The 24,149-nt window shown below is 75.9% G+C and carries 16 protein-coding genes; 5 read left to right on the top strand and 11 right to left on the bottom strand.

What is annotated here, in order from left to right:
• Positions 1–43: 43 nt before the first annotated feature.
• From WCD58_RS02535 to WCD58_RS02555, 5 genes are all read right to left on the bottom strand, one after another.
• Entirely contained in the window at positions 44–334 is a 291-nt protein-coding gene (locus WCD58_RS02535) for a hypothetical protein (protein ID WP_337699147.1), read from the bottom strand.
• A 94-nt stretch (positions 335–428) separates the two neighbouring features.
• On the bottom strand, positions 429–3,185 hold the full coding sequence (locus WCD58_RS02540) for an ATP-binding protein (protein ID WP_337699149.1): 2,757 nt from the start codon (positions 3,183–3,185) through the stop codon (positions 429–431).
• A gap of 39 nt (positions 3,186–3,224) precedes the next feature.
• Complete coding sequence (locus WCD58_RS02545; RefSeq protein ID WP_337699151.1) at positions 3,225–4,022, bottom strand: alpha/beta fold hydrolase; 798 nt, start codon at positions 4,020–4,022, stop codon at positions 3,225–3,227.
• A 56-nt stretch (positions 4,023–4,078) separates the two neighbouring features.
• Positions 4,079–5,074: an aldo/keto reductase gene (locus tag WCD58_RS02550; RefSeq protein ID WP_337699153.1), complete on the bottom strand. Its 996-nt coding sequence runs from the start codon at positions 5,072–5,074 to the stop codon at positions 4,079–4,081.
• 157 nt (positions 5,075–5,231) lie between these two features.
• Positions 5,232–5,891 carry a hypothetical protein gene (locus WCD58_RS02555; protein ID WP_337699155.1) on the bottom strand — a complete coding sequence of 220 codons (660 nt, stop codon included), beginning with the start codon at positions 5,889–5,891 and terminating at the stop codon, positions 5,232–5,234.
• Between the two features lie 205 nt (positions 5,892–6,096).
• On the opposite strand from WCD58_RS02555, the gene WCD58_RS02560 reads away from it, so the two are divergent.
• A complete protein-coding gene (locus tag WCD58_RS02560) occupies positions 6,097–8,193 on the top strand; it encodes a sensor histidine kinase (RefSeq protein WP_337699156.1) in 2,097 nt (698 codons plus the stop codon).
• A complete protein-coding gene (locus WCD58_RS02565) occupies positions 8,190–8,834 on the top strand; it encodes a response regulator transcription factor (RefSeq protein ID WP_337699158.1) in 645 nt (214 codons plus the stop codon). Before WCD58_RS02560 ends, WCD58_RS02565 begins: the two co-directional genes overlap by 4 nt.
• A gap of 1 nt (position 8,835) precedes the next feature.
• Here the strand turns inward: WCD58_RS02565 and WCD58_RS02570 are convergent, their stop codons facing one another.
• A complete protein-coding gene (locus tag WCD58_RS02570) occupies positions 8,836–13,896 on the bottom strand; it encodes a SpoIIE family protein phosphatase (protein ID WP_337699160.1) in 5,061 nt (1,686 codons plus the stop codon).
• A 95-nt stretch (positions 13,897–13,991) separates the two neighbouring features.
• Between WCD58_RS02570 and treZ the strand changes: the two genes are divergently transcribed.
• Positions 13,992–15,758: a malto-oligosyltrehalose trehalohydrolase gene (gene treZ / locus WCD58_RS02575; RefSeq protein ID WP_373696173.1), complete on the top strand. Its 1,767-nt coding sequence runs from the start codon at positions 13,992–13,994 to the stop codon at positions 15,756–15,758.
• A 73-nt stretch (positions 15,759–15,831) separates the two neighbouring features.
• The gene (locus tag WCD58_RS02580) at positions 15,832–16,743 is read left to right on the top strand and encodes an SDR family oxidoreductase (protein WP_337699164.1); all 912 of its coding nucleotides are present in this window, start codon (positions 15,832–15,834) and stop codon (positions 16,741–16,743) included.
• Between the two features lie 16 nt (positions 16,744–16,759).
• On the opposite strand, the gene WCD58_RS02585 is transcribed toward WCD58_RS02580, so the two are convergent.
• From WCD58_RS02585 to WCD58_RS02595, 3 genes are read right to left on the bottom strand one after another with little or no spacing between them, the layout of a single operon-like run.
• On the bottom strand, positions 16,760–17,371 hold the full coding sequence (locus WCD58_RS02585) for a protein-L-isoaspartate(D-aspartate) O-methyltransferase (RefSeq protein WP_337699166.1): 612 nt from the start codon (positions 17,369–17,371) through the stop codon (positions 16,760–16,762).
• Positions 17,371–17,886: an STM3941 family protein gene (locus tag WCD58_RS02590; protein WP_337699168.1), complete on the bottom strand. Its 516-nt coding sequence runs from the start codon at positions 17,884–17,886 to the stop codon at positions 17,371–17,373. Before WCD58_RS02590 ends, WCD58_RS02585 begins: the two co-directional genes overlap by 1 nt.
• On the bottom strand, positions 17,883–18,317 hold the full coding sequence (locus tag WCD58_RS02595; RefSeq protein WP_337699170.1) for a CoA-binding protein: 435 nt from the start codon (positions 18,315–18,317) through the stop codon (positions 17,883–17,885). Before WCD58_RS02595 ends, WCD58_RS02590 begins: the two co-directional genes overlap by 4 nt.
• A 112-nt stretch (positions 18,318–18,429) precedes the next feature.
• On the opposite strand from WCD58_RS02595, the gene WCD58_RS02600 reads away from it, so the two are divergent.
• Positions 18,430–21,363, top strand: a complete 2,934-nt coding sequence (locus tag WCD58_RS02600; RefSeq protein WP_337699172.1) for an FAD-binding and (Fe-S)-binding domain-containing protein — start codon at positions 18,430–18,432, stop codon at positions 21,361–21,363.
• A gap of 112 nt (positions 21,364–21,475) precedes the next feature.
• On the opposite strand, the gene WCD58_RS02605 is transcribed toward WCD58_RS02600, so the two are convergent.
• Positions 21,476–22,654, bottom strand: coding sequence for a MalY/PatB family protein (locus WCD58_RS02605; RefSeq protein WP_337699174.1), 1,179 nt, complete (start codon positions 22,652–22,654; stop codon positions 21,476–21,478).
• Positions 22,654–24,072, bottom strand: coding sequence for a pyruvate kinase (pyk, locus tag WCD58_RS02610; protein ID WP_337699176.1), 1,419 nt, complete (start codon positions 24,070–24,072; stop codon positions 22,654–22,656). Before pyk ends, WCD58_RS02605 begins: the two co-directional genes overlap by 1 nt.
• Between the last annotated feature and the right edge of the window lie 77 nt (positions 24,073–24,149).

The following is a 24,149-nucleotide window of genomic DNA, read 5'->3' on the forward strand; positions in this document are numbered from 1 at the left end:
ATGGACGATCGCGCAGTGTGACCCGGGTCAGGGGTCACCATGATCACGCGACCGGCACGGCCGTCCAGCTCCGCAGGACCTCCAGCCCGGTCGCCTCGGGGCGCCCGGCGACGTCGGGGCCGAGCACCCGGGCGAACGCCGGGCCGAGACGTTCGGCGAGGAAGCGCTCGGCGTGCTCCCTCGAGGTCCAGAGGGTGACCACGCGCAGCGAGCCGTCCGCGGCCTGCCCGCACCAGCGGCCCTCCATGCCCTCGCCCTCCCCCGCGGTCGCGCTCACCGCGTCGAACGCCTCCACGGTCTGTACCGGCGGGGTCGCGATCAGGATGTACGACATGACGTCCTCCTCGTGCTCGGCGGCCCGGTCGGCCGCGCCGGGACGACGCTAGGGAGGACGCGGGCACCGGCCATCCGCGAAAGCACGGAACGCGCTACGGAATCCCGCCCCGCGCCACCCACGCCGCGACCTGGCTGCGCGAGCGCAGGCCGAGCTTGGCGAGCACGTGCTGGACGTGGCTCTCGACCGTGCGTTCGGAGAGCACGAGCCGCGACGCGATCTCCCGGTTGCTCAGGCCCTCGCCGACGAGCGCCGCCACCTCCACCTCCCGCCGGCTCAGGTCGTGGCGGCGCGCCGGCCGCAGCCGCCCGGCGAGCGCCGTCACCCGCTCGCTCCAGGCCGCCATCCCGAGGGCGCCGACGAGCCGCTCGGCGTCCCCGAGCGCGGCGACGGCGCGTTCGTGGTCCCCGGGCGCGCCGCGCTCGTGGCACGCCGACGCGAGGAGGACCTGCGCCTCGGCGGCGAAGGCCGGCGCGCCCGCGCGGTCGGCGGACGCGACGGCCGCGGTGAGGTCGTCGACGGCGTCGTCGAGGCGCCCGAGGTCGAGGGCGGCGCGGCCGAGCGCCAGCTCCACGGGGCCGAGGAAGAACACCCCGGTGCCCGCGACGTACCGCCCGCGCAGCGGCTCGAGCCGCGCCGTCAGGACGGCGAGGTCGTCGTGGAGGCCGAGCGCGCCGCAGATCACCGCCGCCGAGGCGTGCATCGAGACCACGAAGAACACCGGGAGCGACCACGTCGCGAGCGGGCCCGCCTGCCGGAAGGACGCGGCCGCCTCGTCGCGGCGCCCGGCGGCGAGGAGCAGCGCGGCGCGTGCGATCCGGTACTGGGTGCGGAAGCGCGGCGGCGGGTCGAACGACTGCTCGAGGAACGGCTGCGCCTCGGGCCGCACGCCGACATGGCGGGCGAGGGCGATCTGGAGACCGAGGAACGCGCCCGACGCCGGCGCGGGTTCCACCGCACGCATGCGCTCGAAGCCGCGCCGCGCCGACGTCGCCGCGTCCTCGAACCGGCCCTGGCCCTGCGCGACGCACGCCGAGGCCCGCGCGAGGTGCCAGGCGGGCACGGGCCCGCCGAGGCGCGCGACGGCGATCTCCAGGGCGGCGAGCTCGTCCTGCGCCTCCCGCAGGCGACCCGCCTCGACGAGCGTGTCGACGCGCCACAGCTCGCCCCACATCGCGCTGCGCGCGCGGCCGGTCCGCCGGGCCAGCGCGATCATCTCGGTGGCGAGCCCGGCCCGTTCGTCGTGACCCGCCGGCCCGGGGCAGGCCTCGTGGCGGGCGCGGAGCGCGGCGGACAGGGCCTCGTCGTCACCCGAGCGCCGGGCCAGCGCGAGCGCCTCCCGGCTCGCGGTCGCGCATCGGTCCTGGTCGCCGTCGTAGAACGCGAGCTGGCTGCGCGCGGCGAGCAGGCGGGCCCGCAGCGGGTCGTCGATCGACGGATCCGCCAGCGCCTCCTCGACGAGTCCACCCAGGACGGCGTCGACCGCGGGGTCGGGGACGGCCTCGAGCACGAGCGCGGCCTCGGCGAGGAGGTCCGACCGGTCCGCCGCCCGCGCCGCGTCCCCCGCCCGCGCCGCGGCCTCGGCGGCCGCCGCGACGTCGCCGACCGCGTGCGCGGCGCGGCCGAGCGCGGCGAGGAGCACGCTGCGCTCGCCGTCCGGGAGCCCGGCCGGGTCGATCGCGAGCGCCGCGCGGTAGAGCCGCACACCGTCCTCCGGCGCGAGCCGGTCGACCGCGTCGGCGGCCGCCCGGACCGTCCACGCCCGCGCCCGCGCCCGCGGACCCTCGCCGTGGTGGGCGAGCTCGCGCCAGTGCCGCGCGACGTCGGCGAGCCGGTCGGCCACGACGCCGCCGGCGCCCGCCTCGAGGGCCTCGGCGACGGCCCGGTGCCGCGCCAGCCGCTCGCCGGTCGGGGTCGCGGCCTCCACGGCGTCCCGGGTCAGGGCGTGGACGAAGCGGTAGGACCCCGCGCCCGTCTCCTCGACGAGCCCGTGGGCGCGGACCTCGTCGAGCACCGGGAGGCACGCCGTCCGCGGCTCCCCGAGCGCGACCGCGAGCAGCCCCAGCGAGAAGTCGCGCCCGGCGATCGCGGCGGTCGCCACGAGCCGGCGCGCGTCGGGGCCGAGCCGGTCGAGCCGTGCGCCGACGACGTCGAGCACCGAGCGGGGCGGCCGTCCCGGTCGCCAGGTCCCGTCGGCCACGGCCCGCGCGATCTCGCGGACGAACAGCGGGTTCCCGCCGGTGAGCTCGAGGACGGTGTCGACGAGCTCGTCGTCGGCGAGCTGCGCCCGGACCTCGTCGGCGCCGAACCCGCGCAGGTCGAGACGCTCCGCGCCGGGGGCGCCGGCGAGGTCCGGCAGCATCCGCGACAGCGGGCCGTCCGGGCCGACGTCGCGGTAGGTGGCGAGCAGGAGCACGCGGGCGCCCGTCACCGCCGTGGCCGCGTGCCGCAGGACGTGCAGCGACGCCTCGTCGCCGCGGTGGACGTCGTCGAGGACGACGAGCAGCTCGCCCGCGTCGCACAACGCCGTCCCGACGTCCTCGACGACGCGGAACCGTTCCTCGCCCTCGAGCAGACCGGCGTCGGACCCGAGGCCCCGCAGCACCTGGCGCCACGGCCAGAGGGCGGGCACCTCCCCGTCCTCGGCGCACCGGCCCCAGACCACCGCGACGCCGCGGGCGAGCGCGCGCCCGGCGACCTCCTGGGCGAGCCGGGTCTTGCCGATCCCCGGCTCCCCGCCGCAGAGCACGAGACGTCCGGCCCCGGCGCGCGCCGCGTCCAGCCAGCCCGCCAGCAGCGCCAGTTCCCGGTCGCGGCCGACCAGCGCGCCGTCGACGGAGGTGCTGGTCACCCGGCCGAGCATCCCGCCTCGGGGCGGGCGCGGGAAGGCTCAGATGCGGCGCAGGATCGCGTCGGCGACCAGCTCCGGCGCGGTCTGCAGGGCGGCGTGACCCTGGCCGGAGAGAACCACGACCTCGGCGTGGGGCAGCGCCTCGGCGACGGCCGCGGTCGACGCGCGCAGGTGCTCGGCGCTCTGCTCGCCGAGCAGCATCACCGTGCGCAGTCCGACCGACCGCAGCACGGCCGTGCCCTCGGGCATGCGGAGGAGCGCGCGCCCCTCGCGGGGCCACGTGTGGGCCTGGGCCACCCGCAGGGGCCACGACGGCGTCTGCTTCATGGCCTCGACCACCGACGGCGGCGCCTCGACGAGCCGGACCATCCCGGTCTCCAGGACCCCCTCGGGGTCGCCGGCGGCGAGCCGGGCGTCCATGGCGTCGAGGGCGGCCGAGTAGTCCGCACGGCCGGGCAACGGCCACGGCGGCTCGTAGAGCACCAGCGACGCCGCCGGCAGCTCGCCCGACGCCGCGGCGGCCAGGACGCAGACGGCGCCCGAGGAGTGCGCGGCGATGGTCGCCGCACCACCGAACCACGCGGCGACCGCGCGGACGTCCTCGGACTCGCGCTCGAAGGAGTACGGCTCCGTGTCCCCGGAGTCGCCCTTGCCGCGCCGGTCGGCCAGCCACACCTCGAAGGACCCGTCGAGCCGCTCGGCCGCCGCCGACCAGTTCGCCCGGCCGGCGGTGGCGCCCGGGAACGTCACGAGGGGGCGCGGACCCTCGGTGACCTGCTCGAGTGCGATCGCCGTGCCGTCGGCGGAGGTGACGTGCTGCAGCGACGGCGCGACCATGGCCGGAGTGTCCCGGCCGCCCCGGAGCGCCACCACGACGCTCCGGGGCCGGACGTTCAGCCCAGGAGCGTCGCGTCCGCGGGCGAGAGGCGGTCGGTGATCGTGTTCTTCTGGTGCCAGTAGGGGTAGAGCAGCGGCGTCGCGCTGACCTCGTCGAGGCGGGCGACCTCGTCGTCGGTGAGGGCGAGCTCGGCGGCCGCGAGGTTGTCGGCCAGCTGCTCCTCGGTGCGGGCGCCGACGACGAGCGACGTCACGCCCGGCTTGCGCAGCAGCCACGCGTTGGCGACCTGCGCCACCGAGACGCCGTGCGCGTCACCGATCTCCGCGGCGACCTCGATGATGTCGTAGAGGCGCTCGCGGTCGTGGACCGGCGGCTCGGACCACTCGCCGAGGTGCCGCGAGGTCTCCGGGTCGTCCTGGCCGCGGCGGAACTTGCCCGACAGCAGGCCGCCGGCGATCGGGCTCCAGACGAGGATGCCGAGGCCCTGGTCGACCGACACCGGCACGAGCTCGTTCTCGACCTCGCGGGCCTGCAGCGTGTAGTGGATCTGCTGGGAGACGAAGCGCTGGTACTCGCCGCGCTCCGAGACGCCGAGGGCCTTCATGATGTGCCACGCCGAGTAGTTCGAGCAGCCGATGTAGCGGATCTTGCCCTTGCTGACCAGGGTGTCCAGCGCCTCGAGCGTCTCCTCCAGCGGCGTCACGCCGTCCCAGCCGTGGAGCTGGAAGAGGTCGATGTGCTGCGTGTCGAGGCGGCGCAGGCTGTCCTCGACGCTCTTCACGATGTGCTGGCGCGAGGCCCCGCCGTCGTTCGGGCCGTCGCCCATCGGGAAGCGGCACTTCGTCGCCAGGAACAGGTCGTCGCGGTGGTTCTTGGTGGCCTGGCCGACGATCTCCTCGGAGACGCCCGCCGAGTACATGTCGGCGGTGTCGACGAGGTTGACGCCGTGGTCGACGCACAGGTCGATCTGGCGGGTGGCGCCCTCGACGTCGGTGGCGCCGAGCTTCTCGAACCCGCCCTTCCCGCCGAACGTCATCGTGCCCATCGTCATCGTCGAGACCTTCAGCCCCGACCGTCCGAGAGTGCGGTACTCCATGGCCGTCGGTTGCCCGCGACCGGACGGGCGGGAACGTGACGTGACCGAAGGGCCCCTCCGCTCGGGTAGATCGAGCGGAGGGGCCCTTCGGTCGGAACAGGACGGGGCGCGATCAGCGCCGCGTCAGGTCCGGGCGCACGGCGAGCAGGACGCCGAGGGTCGCGTAGCCGACGAGGAAGTGCGCGCCGGCGACGACGGAGCCGACGACCGGGCCGAGCAGCATCATCGAGGGCAGCGCGACGAAGATCCACGTCTCGGCGACGACCGGCCACGCCCGCAGGGCCCCGCGCCAGCGGCCCGCCACGGCCACCTTGATGCCGAGGATCGCCATGCCGAGCATCGACAGCGGCCAGAACGGGTCGAGGACGGTGGCGACGGTGCCCCACTCGCCGCCGAGGGACGGCAGCGTGGTCAGGGACTGGATCGTCGCGACCCCGAGGACCACCGACTCCACCACGATCATGGTGCGGGCCAGGCGCGTCGTGCCGGTGGCGTACGTGCGCCACATCGCCGCGAGCAGGCAGAACACGCCGAGCTGGAAGGCCACGCCGGTGAGGTCGATGAGGAACCGCCCGACCCCGTCCTCCTGGCTCCCGACGAGGATGAACGTGACCCCGTAGGCCGCCGCGCCCACCGCGAGGCCGGCGCCGAGGGCGCGCAGGGTCCCGGCACGGACCCCCGGGCTCCCGGAGCCCGAAGCAGGGGCCACGGCCACGGCCTCGGTGACGGCGTCGGTGCGGACACGGGCAGGCTGGGTGCGGATCGTCGTCATGGCGGGCTCCCGGGTGAGTCGGTCGGCGAATCGGCGGTCGGCCGGTGGCATGCCGAGAACTCTGGGCGGCGGCCGTCCCGCCCCGGCAGGGCCGCGCGCCCCGTGATCGTCCCGACGATGTCCCGGGCACCCGGGACACGACTCGGGACGCACGACGGGACCGCGACCGGGGACAGACCCGCCCGCGACCTGGAACGATCACCGTGTGCGACCCACGGCCGAGCAGAGCGCGGACGCCCCCGCGCGGCGGCCGGAGCCCGCGGCCCCGCCGCTCCCGGACGGGCCCGCCACCGGTCGTCGCGACGTCGTCCTCGCCCTCGTCGCCCTCGTCGGGCTCGTCGTCGCGGTGCTGATCGTGGCGCTCGCCGTGCGCCACCGCGACGTGGTGGTCGGACCGGACGAGGGCGGGGGGATCGTCGAGGTCCTCGCCGGGCCCGTCCTGCTCGCCGCCGGCCTGCTCGTGCTGCGCGGCGCCCGGCGTGGGCGGCCCGTCGGATGGGTGCTCACCGCCGCCGGGATGGGCTGGCTCCTCTCCGGGCTCGCCGCGCAGTGGATCGTGGAGGGCCTGTACCTGACGCCGGGCGCGCCGGGGACGTCGCTCGCCTACGCCGTCAGCGCGCGCTACGGCTCGTTCCTGCTGCTCGCGCTGCCGCTGGCGCTCATGCTCTTCCCCGACGGCCGCCTGCCCTCGGGACGGATCGGGCGCCCGGTCGCGCTGGCGAGCCTGGCCGGGACGGCCCTGCTGCCGGTGAGCCTGCTGGTCGTGCCGGCCCGCGTGGTCGAGGCCCGCAGCGGCATGCCGTTCACCCCGCGGGTCGCCGCGCTCGACCTCGACCCGCACTCGGTCCCGCTGCCGATCTGGCCCGCCGTGCTCGACGTCGCGTTCGCCCTGCTCCCGCTCGGCATGATCGTGCCGTTCGTGGTGGTCGCCGTCCGCTACGGGCGCTCGACGGGGCGCCGGCGCCTGCAGCTGCGCTGGCTGGTGTGGGCGGGGCTCGTGGACGCCCTCGTCATCGGGTTCGCGCTGCTGCTCCCCGAGCCGTGGCCGTCGATCGCGCTGCTCGTCGCGATCACGGTGACGTGCGCGGCGATCGTGGTCGCTGTCGTGCGCGAGCGCCTCTACGACGTCGACCGGCTGCTGCCGACGACGATCGTCGCCGTCGCCCTCGGGCTGCTCGTGCTCGCCGTCGACGGGTTCGTGCTCCTCGTCGCCGGCGCGGCGTTCGGTGGGCGCGACTCCGCGCTGCTCGCGGTGGCCGTCGTCGCCGTGCTCTACACCCCGCTGCGCAGCAGGCTCTGGCGCGCCGCCCGCCGCCTGACCCGCGGCTCCCGCGACGACCCCTACGCCGCGGTCGCGACCCTCGCCGGGCGGCTGGAGACCGCGGTCGCGCCCGGCGAGCAGCTCGCCGCGCTGGCCCGGTCGGTGGCCGAGGCCTTCCGCCTGCCCTACGTCCGCGTCGAGATCGACCGCGCCGACGGGGCCCGCGCGGTCGTCGAGCACGGGCACACCGACCGCCCGACCGTCGAGCTCGCCATCCGCTACCGCGACGAGACCATCGGGCGGGTCGTGGTCGCCGAGGGCCGCCGGCTCTCCGAGTCCGACCAGCGCCTGCTCGGCGACCTCCTGCGCCAGGCCGCGGCCGCCGCCCGCGCCGGCGCGCTGTCGGCCTCGCTGCAGCAGGCCCGCGTCGACCTCGTCACCGCCCGCGAGGAGGAGCGCCGGCGCCTGCGCCGAGACCTCCACGACAGCCTCGGCCCCGGGCTCGGCGCGGTGACGCTGCGCATCGAGACGGCGCGGGGCCTCGCCGCGAAGGACCCCGAGGCCGCCGACGCGGTGCTGGCGCAGGCCGTCGGCGACGTCGGCACCCTGCTCATCGACGTGCGCCGGCTCGTCCACGACCTGCGCCCGCCCGCGCTGGACGAGCTCGGGCTGCTCGGGGCGCTGCGCAGCCAGGCCCGCCGGCTCTCCGGCGACGAGCTGGAGATCGCCGTCGACGGGGACGTCGGCGAGCTCCCCGCCGCCGCCGAGGTCGCCGCCTTCCGCATCGCCTCGGAGGCCATGACCAACGTCGTGCGCCACGCCGGGGCGGGCACGGCGACCGTCACCCTCGACCACCGGCCCGACCGGCTCGTCGTCACCGTCGCCGACGACGGCCGCGGGATGGGCGCCGACGTCGTCGCCGGCGTCGGGACGCTGTCGCTGCGCGAGCGCGCCGCCGAGCTCGGGGGACGCACGAGCGTCTCCTGCCCGCCAGGGGGCGGCACCGTCGTCACCGCCGAACTGCCGCTGGAGGTCTCGTGACCGACATCCGCGTCGTCCTCGCCGACGACCACCCCGTCTACCTCGACGGCCTGGCCGGCCTGCTCGCCACGGTCGACGGCGTCGAGGTGGTGGGCACGGCGACCGACGGCGCCGCCGCCGTCGAGACCGTCGCCGCCCTGCGCCCCGACGTCGTCGTCATGGACGTGCGGATGCCCGAGCTCGACGGGATCGCCGCCACTCGGCGCATCGTCGACGCCGACCCGTCGGTCGGGGTCGTCGTGCTGACGATGAGCGAGGAGGACGAGACGGTCTTCGCCGCGCTGCGCGCCGGGGCGCGGGGCTACCTGCTCAAGGGCGCGACGAAGGACGAGATCGTGCGGGCGGTGACCGCGGTCGCCGAGGGCGACGCGATCTTCGGCCCGGCGCTGGCCCGGCGGGTCGTCGAGTTCCTCGCCCCGCGCCGGGCGTCCGTCGACGTCTTCCCCGAGCTGACCGCCCGCGAGCGGGAGGTGCTCGACCTCGTGGCCGCCGGGCGGGCCAACCCGCAGATCGCGTCGGCGCTGTTCCTCTCGCCCAAGACGGTGCGCAACATCGTCTCGGCGATCTTCACGAAGCTGCACGTCGCGGACCGGGCGGAGGCGATCGTCCGGGCCCGCGAGGCCGGGCTCGGGCGGGCCTGACCTACCCCTCGTCGGGCAGGGCGAGCGAGAGCACCCGCGCCGCGGGGCTCCCGGGCGCCGTCGTGAGCCGGGCGTGCCCGCCCCGGCGGCGGGTCGCCTGCAGCGCCTCGAGCACCAGCCCGACGCCGGCGCTGGCCAGGTGCCCGACGCCGCGCAGGTCGATCTCCACCGACGGCGCCCCGTCGACGGCCCCGTTCACCGCCCCGAGCAGCGCCTCGTGGCACGCCGCCGCGCCGGCGAGGTCGAGGTCGCCGGCGAGCACGATGCGGCAGACCGCGGCCCCGTCGGAGCCCTCGTCGTGGACCTCCACCGACGCCGGCCGGCCCGTCGCGCGCTCCTCCTCGGGGGGTGTCTGCGTGGCGCCGACCGGGTCGTCGTCGGTGGGCTCCACCCGGAACGCGACCCGGGTGCCGCCGTCGGGCGAGGTGGTCACGGTGGCGTCGCGGCTGACCTCGCGCAGCAGCGTCAGGCCCCGGCCGCGGAAGCCGGGGTCGGCGGGCGCCGGGCGCCAGGTGCCGTGGTCGACCACGCTCGCCTCGGTCGAGCCGTCGGCCCGGCGGGCGAGCCGCACCTCGACCTCGCCGGAGCCGTCGCCGCCCCGGTACCCGTGCTCGACCGCGTTGGTGGCGGCCTCCCCGAGGGCGAGCTGCAGGTCGCCGAGGACGACCTCGGAGACACCGGCCGCCCGGGCCCACCGCGAGGTCCGGCGGCGCAGCACCGCCAGCGCGTCGGCGCGCGCGGGAAGCCGCAGCTCCAGGGGCGCCGGGGCGAGCCGGGCGACGACGAGGGCGACGTCGTCGTTGCGCGTCCCGAGGTCGGCGAGCAGCGCCCCGGCCAGCGCGTCGGGGGCGGCGTCGCGGTGCCGGTCGGCCGAGGCCACGAGCCGGTCGAAGCCCTCGTCGAGGGTCTCGCCGCGGCGTTCGACGAGGCCGTCGGTGTAGAGCACCACGACGCTGCCCGGGTCGACGGTGAGGACGGCCTCGCCGTGGTCGCGCAGCCCGCGCGGCAGCCCGAGCAGCGGCCCGTGGCCCGCGGGGTCGTCGAGGAAGTGCACGGGACCGCCGTCGGCCGGTGCCAGCAGGGCCGGGAGGTGCCCGGCGCGGGCGTAGCGCAGCTCCCCGGTGCCCGTGTCCAGCGTGAGACACATGGCCGTGGACGCCTGCGAGCCGGGGATGCGCGAGGTCAGCCCGTCGAGCAGGCCGAGCGCGTCGGCGGGGCCGTGGCCGGCGAGCAGGTAGCCCGACAGGGCCGTGCGCAGCTGGCCCATCACCGCGGCCGCCGCCGTGCCCTGCCCGACGACGTCGCCGACGGCGATGGCGACGCGGTGCTCGTCGAGCTCGACGACGTCGTACCAGTCGCCGCCGGCCTGCGTGCCGGTGGCGCCGGGCAGGTAGCGGACCGCGAGCCCGAGGCGGTCGAGCGTGGGCAGCGCCTGCGGGAGCAGGCTGCGCTGCAGGGTGTCGGCGATCTGGTGCTCGGCGCGGTACAGCCGCGCGCGGTCCAGGGCGATCGCGCACGGCTCGGCGAGCGCGACCAGCGTGATGCGCTCCGTGCGCGGGACGCGGACCCGGTCGGGCAGGCCGACCCCGATCGCGCCGACCGTGACCCCGGCCGCCACCAGGGGCAGCGCCATGGCGCCGCGGATGCCGGCCTCCCGCAGGGCCGCGCGCAGGTGCTCGGTGTCCGGTGTCTCCGGACCCCCGCCGACCAGCCAGAGCGGCTCCCCGCTGTCGACCGCCGCCCCGACCATCGTCGGGGTCTCGCGCTCGGCGCCGACCACGGGCGGGTCGACGTTGACGGCGGCGAGCGGGGCGAGGGCGCCGGTGCGGGGCACGTACTCGAAGACCGCGACCCGCGCCGACGGGCCGAACAGCGAGCGGAGGTGCCCGACGGTCACGTCGGCGACCTCGGCGGGCGTCGCGGCGGCCGAGAGCTCGGTGGTGGCGCGCTGCAGCAGCGAGAGCCGGGCAGCGGTGGCGCGCTCCTCGGCGAGCAGCAGCGCGTTGTCCAGGGCCAGCGCGGCGCGGGCCGCGACCTCCTCGACGAGGTCCAGGTCGTCCTCGCTCCACCCCGGCGAGCCCTCGGTGCGCGCCAGCGCGAGCACGGCCACCGGGTGGTCGCGGACCGTCAGCGGCAGGTGCAGCACGCCCGCCTCGGTGATGGGCGACCGGTGGTCGAGGGCCCGGCGCTCGCCCTCGCCGGCCCCGTCGGCGGACAACGGCACGACGCTCACGGCCCCGCCGGTGACCTCAGCCGCCCGGCCGCCACCGGGAACGCCGTCCTCGTCGACCGTCCGCGCGGCGGCCCGCGCGGCGAGCCCCACCTCGACGAGCAGGCGCACGAGGCTCTCGAGGCGGTCGACGACCTCGGGCTCCCCGTCGAGCTCCGCCCCGACCCGCGCGAGCAGCCGCTGGCGCTCCGCCTCGAGCCAGCGCGCGTGGACGTCGATGCAGCTGCCGACCCAGCCGGAGACGCCGCCGTCGGCGGGCAGGGGGACGGCGTGCTCGGCGACCCGGTGGTACGCCCGGTCGGCACCGCCGTCGTCGCGCCGCAGTCGGTACTCCACCTCCCAGCCGCGCCCGGCGGCCATCGCCCGGGACCGCACGTCGCGGTAGTGCTCCCGGTCGTCGGGGTGCATCCCGGCGAACCAGCCCTGCCCGCGCTCCTGGGCGTCGGAGCGGCCCGTGAAGCGCCGCCAGCCCGCGTTGTGGAACGTGCGCGCGCCGTCCGCGTCGGCCACCCAGATCATGGCCGGGGCGAGGTCGGCCATCGCCGTGAAGCGGACCTCCGCACGGCGGCGCGCCCGGCCGAGCTGCAGGTGCGCGTCGACGCGGGCCCGGAGCTCGGACGCGGTGAACGGCTTGACCAGGTAGTCGTCGGCCTGCGCGGCGAGCCCCTCGACGGCCGCCTCCTGGCCGGCGCGGGCCGAGAGCAGCAGCACCGGCACCCGCGCGGTCCGCTCGTCGGCGCGCAGGGCCGCGAGCAGGGCGAGCCCGTCGCGCCGGGGCATCATCACGTCCGAGATGACGAGCTCCGGCGGGTTCGCCTGCGCCGCGAGCAGGGCCTCCTCGCCGTCGGCGACGAGACGCACGTCGTGGCGCGGCGCGAGCAGCCGGTGCAGGTAGGAGCGCATGTCGGCGTTGTCGTCGGCGACGAGGATGCGGCCGCGCGCGACCTCGGTGCGCTCGTCCGGCGCGTCCTCGGGGTCGTCGGTGCCGTCGGTGTCGGGCAGCCAGCGCATGGCCTCGGCGACGAACGACTCGGCGTCGTCCGACGGCGCCGCGGCGGGTCCGGGTTCGTCGAGGATGCGCTCGGCGGGCAGGTGTTCGCGCCCGAACGGCAGGGTGACGGTCATGGTGGTGCCGACGCCGAACTCGCTCGCGGCGCTGACCTCGCCGCCGTGCAGCCCGACCAGCTCGCGGACCAGGGCGAGCCCGATGCCGCTGCCCTCGCCGGAGCGCGCGCCCTCGCCCTCCACGCGGTGGAAGCGCTCGAACAGCCGCGGCAGCTCGGCGGCGGGCACGCCGACGCCGGTGTCGGCGACGTGCAGGACGGCGGCGTCGTCGGTGGCCTCCACGCGGACCGTCACCGACCCGGCGGTGGTGAACTTCAGCGCGTTGGAGAGCAGGTTGAGGACGACCTTCTCCCAGGCGTCCCGGTCGAGCAGGACCGTGCGGTCCAGCGGCGCGACGTCGACGACGTACTCGAGGCCGGCGCGCTCCATCGCCGACCCGAACATGCCGGCGAGCTCCTCGGTGGCCCGCCCCAGGTCCGTCGGCACGTAGTGGGCCTGGCGGCGCCCCGCGTCGAGGCGCGAGAAGTCGAGCAGGCTGTTGACCAGCCGTCCGAGCCGGCGGCCGTTGCGGTAGACGATCTCGAGCTCGTGGCGCCAGTGCTCCGCGTCCACCTCCGGCGCGTCGCGCAGCTCCTCGACCGGCCCCATGATCAGGGTCAGCGGCGTGCGGAACTCGTGGCTGACGTTGGAGAAGAACTCGGTCTTGGCGCGGTCGAGCTCCGCGAGCGCCTCGGAGCGGCGCCGCTCGGCCTCGAAGCCCCCGGCGTTGGCGAGGCCCGCGGTGATCTGGCCGCCGAGCAGCTCGAAGAAGCTCGCCATCCGGTCGTCGTAGCGTCGGTGCGGGTTGACCCCGGCGACGAGGAAACCGGCGATCCCCGCCTCGCCCTCCCCCGGCGCGGCGGCCAGCGGGACCATGACCGCCTGGGTCGCGGGGCGGTCCCACGCGCCGCGGGGCACGGCGTCGCCCCAGCGCTCGGCGAGGTCGTCGACGAGGACCGGTACCCCCGTGGCGAGCCGCTCCGCCGGCCACGCCCCGTCCCCGCCCGCGACGGTCGGCGGTGCGACCGGGGAGCCGGCGACGACCCCGGAGCTCGCGGCGAGCCGCGCGACGCCCGCGTCGCCGCCGTCCGGGTCGTACAGGTAGACCAGCGAGAACGGCAGGTCGCGGTCGTTCTCGCCGAGGGTGTCCTCGACGGCGTCCAGCACGTCGGACCGCGAGCGCGCCGGGCCCACGGCCGTGCCGAGGTCGCTCATCGTCGTCAGCCGTCGGTCGCCGATGACGCGCTCGGTGGTCTCGGTGACCACGCAGAGCATCCCGGCGATGCTGCCGTCGGCGTCGGCGAGCGGGCTGTAGGAGAAGGTGTGGAAGGTCTCCTCGGGGTAGCCGCTGCGCTCGAGGAACAGCAGCAGGTCCTCGTCCCAGGTCGCGACGCCGGTCTCGAGCACCGAGGCGATGCGCGGGCCGATGTCGGGCCAGATCTCCGACCACATGACCTTGGCCGGCTTGCCCAGTGCCCACGGGTGCTTCGACTGCAGCGTGTCGCGCCAGTAGGCGTCGTTGTAGAAGACGGTGAGGTCCGGGCCCCACGCCATCCACATGGAGAAGCGCGAGGTGAGGAGCATGCGCACCACGGTGCGCAGCGGGGTGGACCAGGTGTCGGGCTCGCCGAGCGGCGTCGTCGTCCAGTCGACCGACGCCATGTCGGCGCCGACCCGCCCGCCGCCCGCGACCAGCGCCTGCGTGCCGGGTGAGACTCCCGTCCCCATATCACCGCCCCTGTCGCCGTGGACGACCGGATCGTCCCACCTCGCCGTGGTGACCGTCTCGATCCGCGCCCCATCATCGCGGGCGCGGCGCAGGCATGCGCGGGCGACCCGTCGGGAAGCATCGCGGCGTGGCACACGAGTTCGCGGTCTGGGCGCCGGAGAGCACGTCGGTGGATCTGGTCCTCCCGGGTCCCGGCGGTGACCGGACCGCTCCGATGACCGCCGGGAGCGGCGGCTGGTGGCACCGCACCGTCCCGGAGGCCGGCCCGGGCACCGACTACGCGTTCTCGCTCGACGGCGGCGAACCGCTGCCCGACCCGCGGTCGCGCTGGCAGCCGCACGGGGTGCACGCGGCGTCGCGGCTGGTCGAGGTCGAGCCCTCCCCCGCCGACGCCGCGTGGACGGGCCGCTCGCTGCCCGGCTCGGTGATCTACGAGATGCACGTCGGGACGTTCACGCCGGGGGGCACGTTCGCGTCCGCCGAGGAGCGGCTCGACCACCTCGTCGACCTGGGCGTCGACCTCGTCGAGGTCCTGCCGGTCAACGCCTTCGACGGCACGCGCGGCTGGGGCTACGACGGCGTGCTCTGGTACGCGGTCACCGAGAACTACGGCGGGCCCGCCGCGTTCCGCCGGTTCGTCGACGCCTGCCACGCGCGCGGACTGGGCGTGGTGCTCGACGTCGTCTACAACCACCTCGGCCCCTCGGGCGCCTACCTCGACCGGTTCGGGCCGTACTTCCTCGGCGAGAACGTGTGGGGCCCGTCGCTGAACCTCGACGGCCCCGGGTCGGACACCGTGCGGGCCTACATCCTCGACAACGTCACGATGTGGCTGCGCGACTTCGGCGTCGACGCGCTGCGCCTCGACGCCGTGCACGCGCTGCGCGACGCCCGCGCGACCCACCTGCTCGAGGAGATGGCCGACCACGTCGCGGCGCTCTCGGCCCACCTGCGCCGGCCGCTGACGCTGATCGCCGAGTCCGACCTCAACGACCCGCGCCTGATCACCCCGCGCGAGGCGGGCGGCTACGGGCTCGACGCGCAGTGGTGCGACGACATCCACCACGCCCTGCACTCGACGCTCACCGGCGAGACGCAGGGGTACTACGTGGACTTCGGCGCGCTGGCCTCGCTCGCCGAGGTGCTGCACCACCCCTTCCACCACGCCGGCACGTGGTCGACGTTCCGCGGCCGGACCCACGGGCGGCCGGTGGACCTGCTGCGCACGCCCGGGCACCGGTTCCTCGCCTACCTGCAGGACCACGACCAGGTCGGGAACCGCGCCGCCGGGGACCGGTTGTCGGCGACCGTCTCCCCCGGGCTCCTGGGGTGCGGGGCGGCGCTGGTGTTCTGCTCGCCGTACACCCCGATGATCTTCATGGGCGAGGAGTGGGGCGCCCGGACGCCGTGGGCGTTCTTCGTCGGCTTCGACGACCCGGAGCTCTCCGCCGCTGTACGCGACGGGCGCACCCGGGAGTTCGCCGAGCACGGGTGGGGTGCCGCCGACGTGCCCGACCCGACGGCGCTGTCGACCTTCGAGGCGTCGCGGCTGGACTGGTCGGAGCCGTCGCGGTCGCCCCACGCCGACCTTCTCGGGATCTACCGGGAGCTCATCGCCCTGCGCCGCGCCCACCCCGAGCTCACGGATCCGCACCTGGATCCGGTGCGCGTCGACCACGACGACGAGGCGCGCACGCTGGTCGTGCACCGGGGCGGTCTGCGGCTGGCGGTGAACCTGGGGGCGTCGCCGGCTCCGCTGTCCCTGACCGCGTCCGAGGTGCTCTTCGCACCGTCCGGGGTCGACGTCTCCGGCAGCACCCTGACCCTTCCTCCGGAGTCGTTCGCCCTGGTCCGTACGTGAGTACTTTCCGGGCCCACAGGCCCGGAAAGTACTCACGAGGGCACTGTCGGGGGGTCGTGCGAGCCTCGACGGTATGACCGATCTGACCGGATGCGTCGCCCTCGTCGCCGGGGCCACGCGGGGGGCGGGACGCGGGATCGCCGTGGAGCTCGGAGCCGCCGGCGCCACGGTGTGGTGCACCGGGCGGAGCACCCGGGAGCGCCGCTCCGAGTACCAGCGGGCCGAGACCATCGAGGACACCGCCGACCTGGTCACCGCGGCCGGCGGCACCGGCATCGCCGTCCCCACCGACCACCTCGATCCCGACGCCGTCGCCGCGCTCGTGGCGCGGATCGGGCGCGAGCACGGCCGGCTCGACGTGCTCGTCAACGACATCTGGGGCGGCGAGCTCATGGTCGAGTGGGACGTTCCGGTGTGGGAGCACGACCTCGCCAACGGGCTGCGGACGCTGCGCCTCGCGATCGACACCCACATCATCACCGCCCACCACGCCCTGCGGCTCCTCGCCCAGCGGCCGGGCGGGCTGGCCGTCGAGGTCACCGACGGGACCGCCGAGTACAACGCCGCGCAGTACCGGCTCAACGTCTACTACGACCTCGCGAAGATCGCGCCGATCCGGCTGGCGCGGTCGTGGGCGCACGAGCTGTCCGGCCACGGCGGCACGGCGGTCGCGGTCACGCCGGGCTGGCTGCGCTCGGAGATGATGCTCGAGCACTTCGGGGTCACCGAGGAGACGTGGCGCGACGCCCTCGACGCCGAGCCGCACTTCGCGATCTCCGAGACCCCGCGGTTCGTGGGCCGCGGCATCGCCGCGCTGGCCGCCGACCCGGAGCGTCACCGGTGGAACGCGGCGTCGACGTCGTCGGGCGAGCTGGCGCGCGTGTACGGCGTCGACGACCTCGACGGCTCGCGGCCCGACGCGTGGCGCTACGTCGTCGAGGTGCAGGACGCGGGGAGGCCGGCGGACGTCACGGGGTACCGGTGAGCCCGACAGCGAGCCTTCACAGCAGCGGCACGAACGACACCGGCAGGATGACCTCGGCCCGCCCGTCGCGGCCCATCCGCACGAGGTCGCCGTGGCGCCCGTGCCCGACGGGGCAGACGAGGACGCCGTCGTCGGCGAGCTGCTCGAGCAGGGCGGCGGGCACCTCGCCCTCGGCCATCGCCGCCACCGAGATCGCGTCGAACGGCGCGCGGTCGGGGGCGCCGCGCCGGCCGTCGCCGTGGCGGACCTCGACGCGGTGGCCCGTGGCGGCGAGCGCGTCGCGGGCCGACGCGGCGAGCGAGGGGTGGTACTCGACGGTGACGACCTCGCCCGCGAGCCGGGAGAGCACGGCGGCGGCGTACCCGCTGCCCGCCCCGACCTCGAGCACGCGCTCGCGGCCTGTGAGGTCCAGCAGCGCGGCCATGGCGGCCACCATCGCCGGCGCCGAGATCGTCTGCCCGCAGGCGAGCGGCAGCGGGCCGGTGCCGTAGGCGCCGTCGGCGAGATGCGCGGGCACGAACCGGTGGCGCGGCACCTCGCCCATGACCGCGAGGACCCGCTCGTCGACGATCCCCTGCTCGCGCAGGTTCTCCACCATCTCCCGGCGGCGGCGCGCATGATCGCTCATCAGCGGTCCGGTCGCAGGCGTTCCAGGTCGGCGGCGATCTCGTCGGCGGGCACCGGCAGGACCGTCGGCGGGAGGACCACCGGGCTGCCGAGGCGGCCGGCCTGCGCGCGCCCGACGCGTGCGCGCGCCGGCGTCGTCCGGGACAGCACGGCCTCGGGGTCGCGGACGCCGATGACGAGCATCGACCCGCCGCGCGCGGGCAGGACGTCGATCGTCCCGAGCTCCGACCAGGGCAGGAACCCGGCGGCGACGATCGACCCGCCGTCGTCGATGCCGTCGGGGGTCGCGATCAGCAGCGGCTTCCCGCGCGCCAGCCGCAGCGCGGCCCGGAGGGCGCCGACCCCGAAGAACAGCACGAGCACGGCGCCCAGGAGCAGGTTCGCGGTGCCGCCCGCGAGCAGCAGCCACACGCCGGCGACGAGACCGATCACGCCGGTCACGAGCGTGACGACGGGCGCGGTGCGGGGCGCGCGGATCTCCAGCCGGTCCGGCTCGCGGGTCACCGGGGGGCTCACGCGCACCACCGCTTGTGGTCCGCGCGCAGGTCGCGGTCGGCGACGGCCTCGACCCCGGCGCGCTGCGCGCGGGCGATCGTGCGGGCCGTGGTGTTCCCGTCGGCGACACCCCGGGGCAGCCACACGGCGCGGCCCCCGACCGCGGCGACCTCGTCCACCACCGCCTCCCAGGCGCCCGGCGCCCGGAACACGACGACGAGGTCGGGCGTCGGGACGTCGGCGAGCAGCGGGGCGCAGAGCCGCCCGAGCGTCTCCACGACGTGCGGGTTGACCAGGTCGACCGTCCACGCGGTGCGGTCGAGCAGGTAGGCGGCGAGCCGGAAGCTGGGCCGGTTGAAGCGGTCGGAGACGCCGAGCACCGCCACCCGCCGCACGCTGGTCAGCAGCGCGCCCACGGCGGCGTCGTCCACGAGCCCCGTCCCCGATCCCACGCGTCCCATCCTCCCGCATCCCTCGTGCGTGGTTTCCCGCCCTATAGCGCCGGAAAGTGCTCACGAGGCGGAGAACTTGCGTCCCGCCGGGCACGCACAGAGAGTCGTCGCCGTGGCCACGGTCGACCTGCCCTCACCCCGCACCCGCCCGGAGAGCGAGGCGGAGTCCCTCGCGCGGGTGCTGCGCGAGCGCGTCGACGGCGAGGTCCGCTTCGACAACGGGTCGCGCGCGGCCTACGCGGTCGACGCGTCGAACTACCGCCAGGTCCCGATCGGCGTCGTCGTCCCGCGCTCGATCGACGCCGGCGTCGAGGCGCTGGCCGTCTGCCGCGAGCACGACGTGCCCGTGCTCTCCCGCGGCGGCGGCACGAGCCTCGCCGGGCAGTGCTGCAACGCCGCCGTGGTGATCGACTGGTCGAAGTACTGCACCCGGATCGTGTCCGTGGACGAGGACGCGCGCACCTGCGTCGTCGAGCCCGGGATCAAGCTCGACGACCTCAACGCCGCCCTGCCCGGCCGGCTCATCTACGGCCCGAAGCCGGCGACCCACGTCAGCTGCACGCTCGGCGGGATGATCGGCAACAACTCCTGCGGCTCGACCGCGCAGGTGTTCGGCAAGGTCGCCGACAACGTCCGGCGCCTCGAGGTGCTCACCTACGACGGGCTGCGGATGTGGGTGGGCCCGACGAGCGAGGAGGAGTACGCCGCGATCCAGGCCGCGGGCGGGCGTCGCGCCGAGATCTACCGGGGCCTGCGGGCGATCGCCGAGGACCACGCGAGCCTCGTCGCGGAGCGCTTCCCCGACATCCCGCGGCGCGTGTCGGGCTACAACCTCGACGACCTGGTGCCGGGGTCGGACTTCCACCTCGCGCGGGCGCTCGTGGGCTCCGAGTCGACGCTGGTCACGGTGCTGCACGCCGAGCTCGACCTCGTCACCGAGGCGCCGCACACGGCGCTCGTCGTGCTCGGGTTCGACGACGTCGTGGCCGCCGCGCGCTGCGTCGACGCGATCCTGCCCCACGCCCCGCACTTCCTGGAGTGCATCGACCGCAACATCGTCGAGTTCCAGCGCGCCCGCGGCGTGCACCAGCGCGCGATGGCCGCGATGCCCGAGGGCCACAGCTGGCTCATGGCGCAGATCCGGGACGAGGACCCGACGCGGGTGCTCCCCCGCGCGACGGCCCTGGCCGACGCCCTGCGCGAGCACGGGCCCTCGATCCTCACCGTCACCGACCGCGCCGAGCAGGCCGAGCTGTTCGCGATCCGCGAGTCCGCGCTGGCTGTGTCCGCCCGCGACCCGCGCACCGGCGTCGACAACTACGAGGGCTGGGAGGACGCGGCGCTGCCCACCGACCGGCTCGGCGACTACCTCGCCGAGTGGGTCGCGCTGCTCGAGGAGTACGGGTTCACCGAGAGCACCGCGATCTACGGCCACTTCGGGCACGGCTGCATCCACACCCGCATCCCGTTCGACCTGAACTCCCCCGCCGGCGTCGCGGACTACCGGTCGTTCATGGAGCGCTCGGCCGACCTGTGCGTGAAGTACGGCGGGTCGCTGTCGGGCGAGCACGGCGACGGGCAGTCGCGCGGGGAGCTGCTCGAGCGCATGTACGGCCCGGAGCTGGTGGCGGCCTTCGAGTCGGTGAAGGCGCTGTTCGACCCCCGCAACCGGATGAACCCCGGCAAGGTCGTGCACCCCTACCGCCTCGACGAGCACCTGCACGTCGGCGCCGACTACGCCCCCGCCGACCCGGCGCCGACGTTCTCGTACCCCTCCGACGACGGCCGCTTCACCCGCGCCGTCGAGCGCTGCATCGGCGTCGGCCGCTGCCGGCGCACCGACGGGGACGTCATGTGCCCCTCGTACCGGGTCACCGGCGAGGAGCACCACTCCACGCGCGGGCGCTCGCGGCTGCTGTGGGAGATGCTGCGCGGCCACGCCGACTCGCCGATTCAGGACGGGTGGCGCTCCACCGAGGTCCGCGACGCCCTCGACCTCTGTCTGGCGTGCAAGGGGTGCCTCTCGGACTGCCCGGTCAACGTCGACATGGCGACCTACAAGGCGGAGTTCCTGCACCACCACTACGCCAGGCGGCAGTGGCGACGCCCGCGCTCGCACCTGTCCATGGGCTGGCTGCCGGCGCTCTCCCGGCTCGCGTCACCGCTCGCGCCGCTGGTCAACAGGGTGACCTCGTCGCGGGTCGCCGGGCTGCTGAAGCGGGCGGGCGGCATCGACGAACGGCGCTCGATCCCGGCGTTCGCGAGCCCGCGGTTCTCGCACTGGTACCGCGCCCGCGGCCCGCGGGGCACCGGCGAGCGCGGCGAGGTGCTGCTCTGGCCGGACACGTTCACCGAATTCCTGCACCCCCGCGCCGGTGCCGACGCGGTGCGCGTGCTCGAGGCGGCCGGGTTCCGCGTGCGCCTCCCCGAGAAGGAGCTGTGCTGCGGGCTGACCTGGGTGACGACGGGCCAGCTCGGCGTCGCCGCGCGCGTCCTCGGGCGCACGCTCGACGCGCTGGCGCCGGCCGTCGGCGCGGGCATGCCGATCGTCGGCCTCGAGCCCAGCTGCACCGCGGTGTTCACCGACGACGCGCCGAACCTGCTGCCCGGGCCGCGCGCCGACGCGGTCGCCGCGGCCACCACGACGCTGGGGCGCCTGCTCGCCGAGCGCGCCCCGGACTGGGTGCCGCCGGGGATCGCGGGCCGCGAGGTGATGGTCCAGCAGCACTGCCACCAGCACGCCACCGGCGGCTACGGCGCGGAGACCGCCGTGCTGCGCCGCGGCGGCGCCGAGGTGGAGGTGCTCGACTCCGGGTGCTGCGGGCTGGCGGGCAACTTCGGCTTCGAGCAGGGGCACTACGAGGTGTCGGTGGCGTGCGGGGAGCAGGTGCTGCTCCCCCGGGTGCGTTCGGCCGCGTCCGACACCGCGGTGGTCGCCGACGGGTTCTCCTGCCGCACGCAGATCGACCAGCTCACCGACCGCCGCGGCGACCACCTCGCGACCCTCCTCGCCGCCGGCCTCCCGCCCGAACCCCTCCCCTGGTGACGCGGGGGACGAGAACGAACGGCGCTCTCGCTGCTTCCGAAGCAGCGAGCTCGCCGTTCGTTCGCCAGCGGGCCGTCAGCGGGGCCCGTCAGCGGGGCCGTCAGCGGGGCCGTCAGCGGGGCGCCGGCGCGCGGCTCAGCGCCTCGCCGATGCGGGCGAGGGACTCGGCGAGGACCGGGCGGGACATGGCGAGGTTGAGGCGCATGCCGCCGCGGCCCGCCTCGCCGCACGCGGCGCCGTCGGTCATCACCACGCCGGCCTCGCGGGTGAAGAACGCCGACGGGGGCTCGTCGAGCCCGAGCCCTCGCGCGTCCAGCCACGCCAGGTAGGTGCCGTCGGGCACCGTCACCTCGATCCCGGGCAGGCCCGCCGCGGCGAGCAGGGCGCGGTTCCCCTCCAGGTAGGCGAGCACCTCGTCGAGCCAGTCGCGCCCGTCCCGGTACGCCGCGGTCGAGGCGAGCACGCCGGGCGTCGCCGTGCCGTGCTCGGCGAGGTAGCCGGTCGCCGTCCAGTGCTCCGCGTCGGCGGCGTTCGACAGGATCACCTGCCCGCACTTGAGCCCCGGCAGGTTCCAGGCCTTCGACGCCGAGGTCGCCGTCACCGTGTGCGCCGCCGCCGCGTCGGACGTCGTCGCGTAGGGGCGGTGCCGCGCGGTCCCGAACGTCAGCGGCGCGTGGATCTCGTCGCTGAACACCCGCGCGCCGTGCCGGTCGACGACCTCGGCCAGCGCCGCGAGCTCGTCGGCGTCGAACACGCGGCCGGTCGGGTTGTGGGGGTTCGTCAGCACCAGGAGCCCGGCGCCGTCGGCGAAACCGCGGTCGATCGCGTCGAGGTCCAGCTCGAAGCGCCCGCCACGCAGGGGCATCGGCACCTGCACCAACGGCCGGTCGATCATCCCCGGCACGGTCAGGAACGGCATGTACGCGGGGGTCGGCAGCAGGATCGCGCTGCCGGGGCGGGTGAAGTGCCGGACCGTGGCCGTGAACGCGGTCAGCACGTCGGGCACCGGGCGCACCCACGCCGGGTCGGGCGCCCAGGAGAACCGGTCGCCCCAGAACGCCGAGCACGCCGACGCCATGTCGGCCGCCCAGTCGTCGGGCAGGTAGCCGAACGCCGAGGCGTCCGCGGACCACCGGACGGCGTCGGACACCGCCGGCGCCACCGGGTAGTCCATCTCGGCGACGAACGCCCCGATCAGGCCGCGGCCGTGCGAGTCGCCCGGCGTCGACCACTTCCACGACCCGCCCGCACGCATGCGCTCCGCGGTGAGGTCATCGAACCGGTGTGCCACTAACGGCTGTCCTCGCCGATCTTGTGCACCCGCAGCAGGTTGGTCTTGCCGACGGTGCCGGGCGGCGAGCCGGACACGATGACGACGAGCTCGCCCGCGGCGAAGCGCCCGATCTCGAGCAGCGACGCGTCGACCTGCCGGATCATCGCGTCGGTGGTCTCGGCCCAGGGCACGAGGAAGGTCTCGACGCCCCAGCTGAGCGCGAGCTGGCTGCGCACCTCGGGGATCGGGGTGAACGCCAGCACCGGCAGCCGCGTGTGGAGGCGCGCGAGGCGCCGCACCGTGTCGCCGGTGCGCGTGAACGCCACCAGCGCGCGGGCGTTGAGGCGCTCGCCGATGTCGCGCGCCGCGGTGGTGACCACACCCCGCTGGGTGCGCGGCACGTGCTGGATCGGCGGCACCGAGGCCGGGCCGACCTCCACCGCGGCGACGATGCGCGACATGGTCGACACCGTCTCGATCGGGTAGTCGCCGACGCTCGTCTCGCCCGAGAGCATCACCGCGTCCGCGCCGTCGAGCACGGCGTTGGCGACGTCCGAGGCCTCGGCGCGGGTCGGGCGGAAGTTGTGGATCATCGACTCGAGCATCTGCGTCGCGACGACCACCGGCTTGGCGTTCTCGCGCGCGATCTGCACCGCGCGCTTCTGCACCAGCGGCACGTCCTCGAGCGCCAGCTCCACGCCCAGGTCGCCGCGCGCCACCATGATCGCGTCGAACGCCAGCACGATCGCCTCGAGCGCGTCGACCGCCTCGGGCTTCTCGAGCTTCGCGATCACCGGCAGGCGGGCACCGGTCTCGTCCATGATCTTGTGGACCAGCTCGGCGTCCGCGGGCGAGCGCACGAACGACAGCGCGATGATGTCGACGCGCAGCCCGAGCGCGAAGCGCAGGTCCGCCTCGTCCTTCTCGCTCATCGCGGGCACGGACACCGCGGTGTTGGGCAGCGAGATGCCCTTGTGGTCGGAGACCCGGCCGCCCTCGAGGACGCGGGCGACGACGTCGCGGCCCTCGACCGCCGTGACCTCGAGGGCCACGTTGCCGTCGTCGACCAGCAGGGACTCGCCGGGGCGGACGTCGTCGGCGAGACCGGAGTACGTGGTGGAGACGCGGTCGTGGGTGCCCTCGACGTCCTCGGTGGTGATCCGCACCGTCTCGCCGGCGGCCCACATCTGCGGGCCGTCCGCGAACGTCCCCAGGCGGATCTTCGGACCCTGCAGGTCGGCGAGGATGCCGACCGCGCGCCCCTCGGAGTCGGCCGCCTCGCGCACGAGGCGGTAGATGCGTTCGTGCTCGGCGTGGGTGCCGTGGCTGAAGTTGAGGCGAGCGACATCCATCCCCGCGCGGACGAGGTCGCGGATGGCTTCCGGTGAGGACGTCGCCGGCCCCAGCGTGCACACGATCTTGGCTCGTCGGCTCACGGCCCCATGCTAGTCGGTTCTGCACCGATCCAGCAGGCGCGGTGCGATCGCGACCCGTCGTTCGTGGGGCCGGACTA

The sequence above is a fragment of the Actinomycetospora flava genome, from assembly GCF_037400335.1.
Taxonomy (GTDB): domain Bacteria; phylum Actinomycetota; class Actinomycetes; order Mycobacteriales; family Pseudonocardiaceae; genus Actinomycetospora; species Actinomycetospora flava.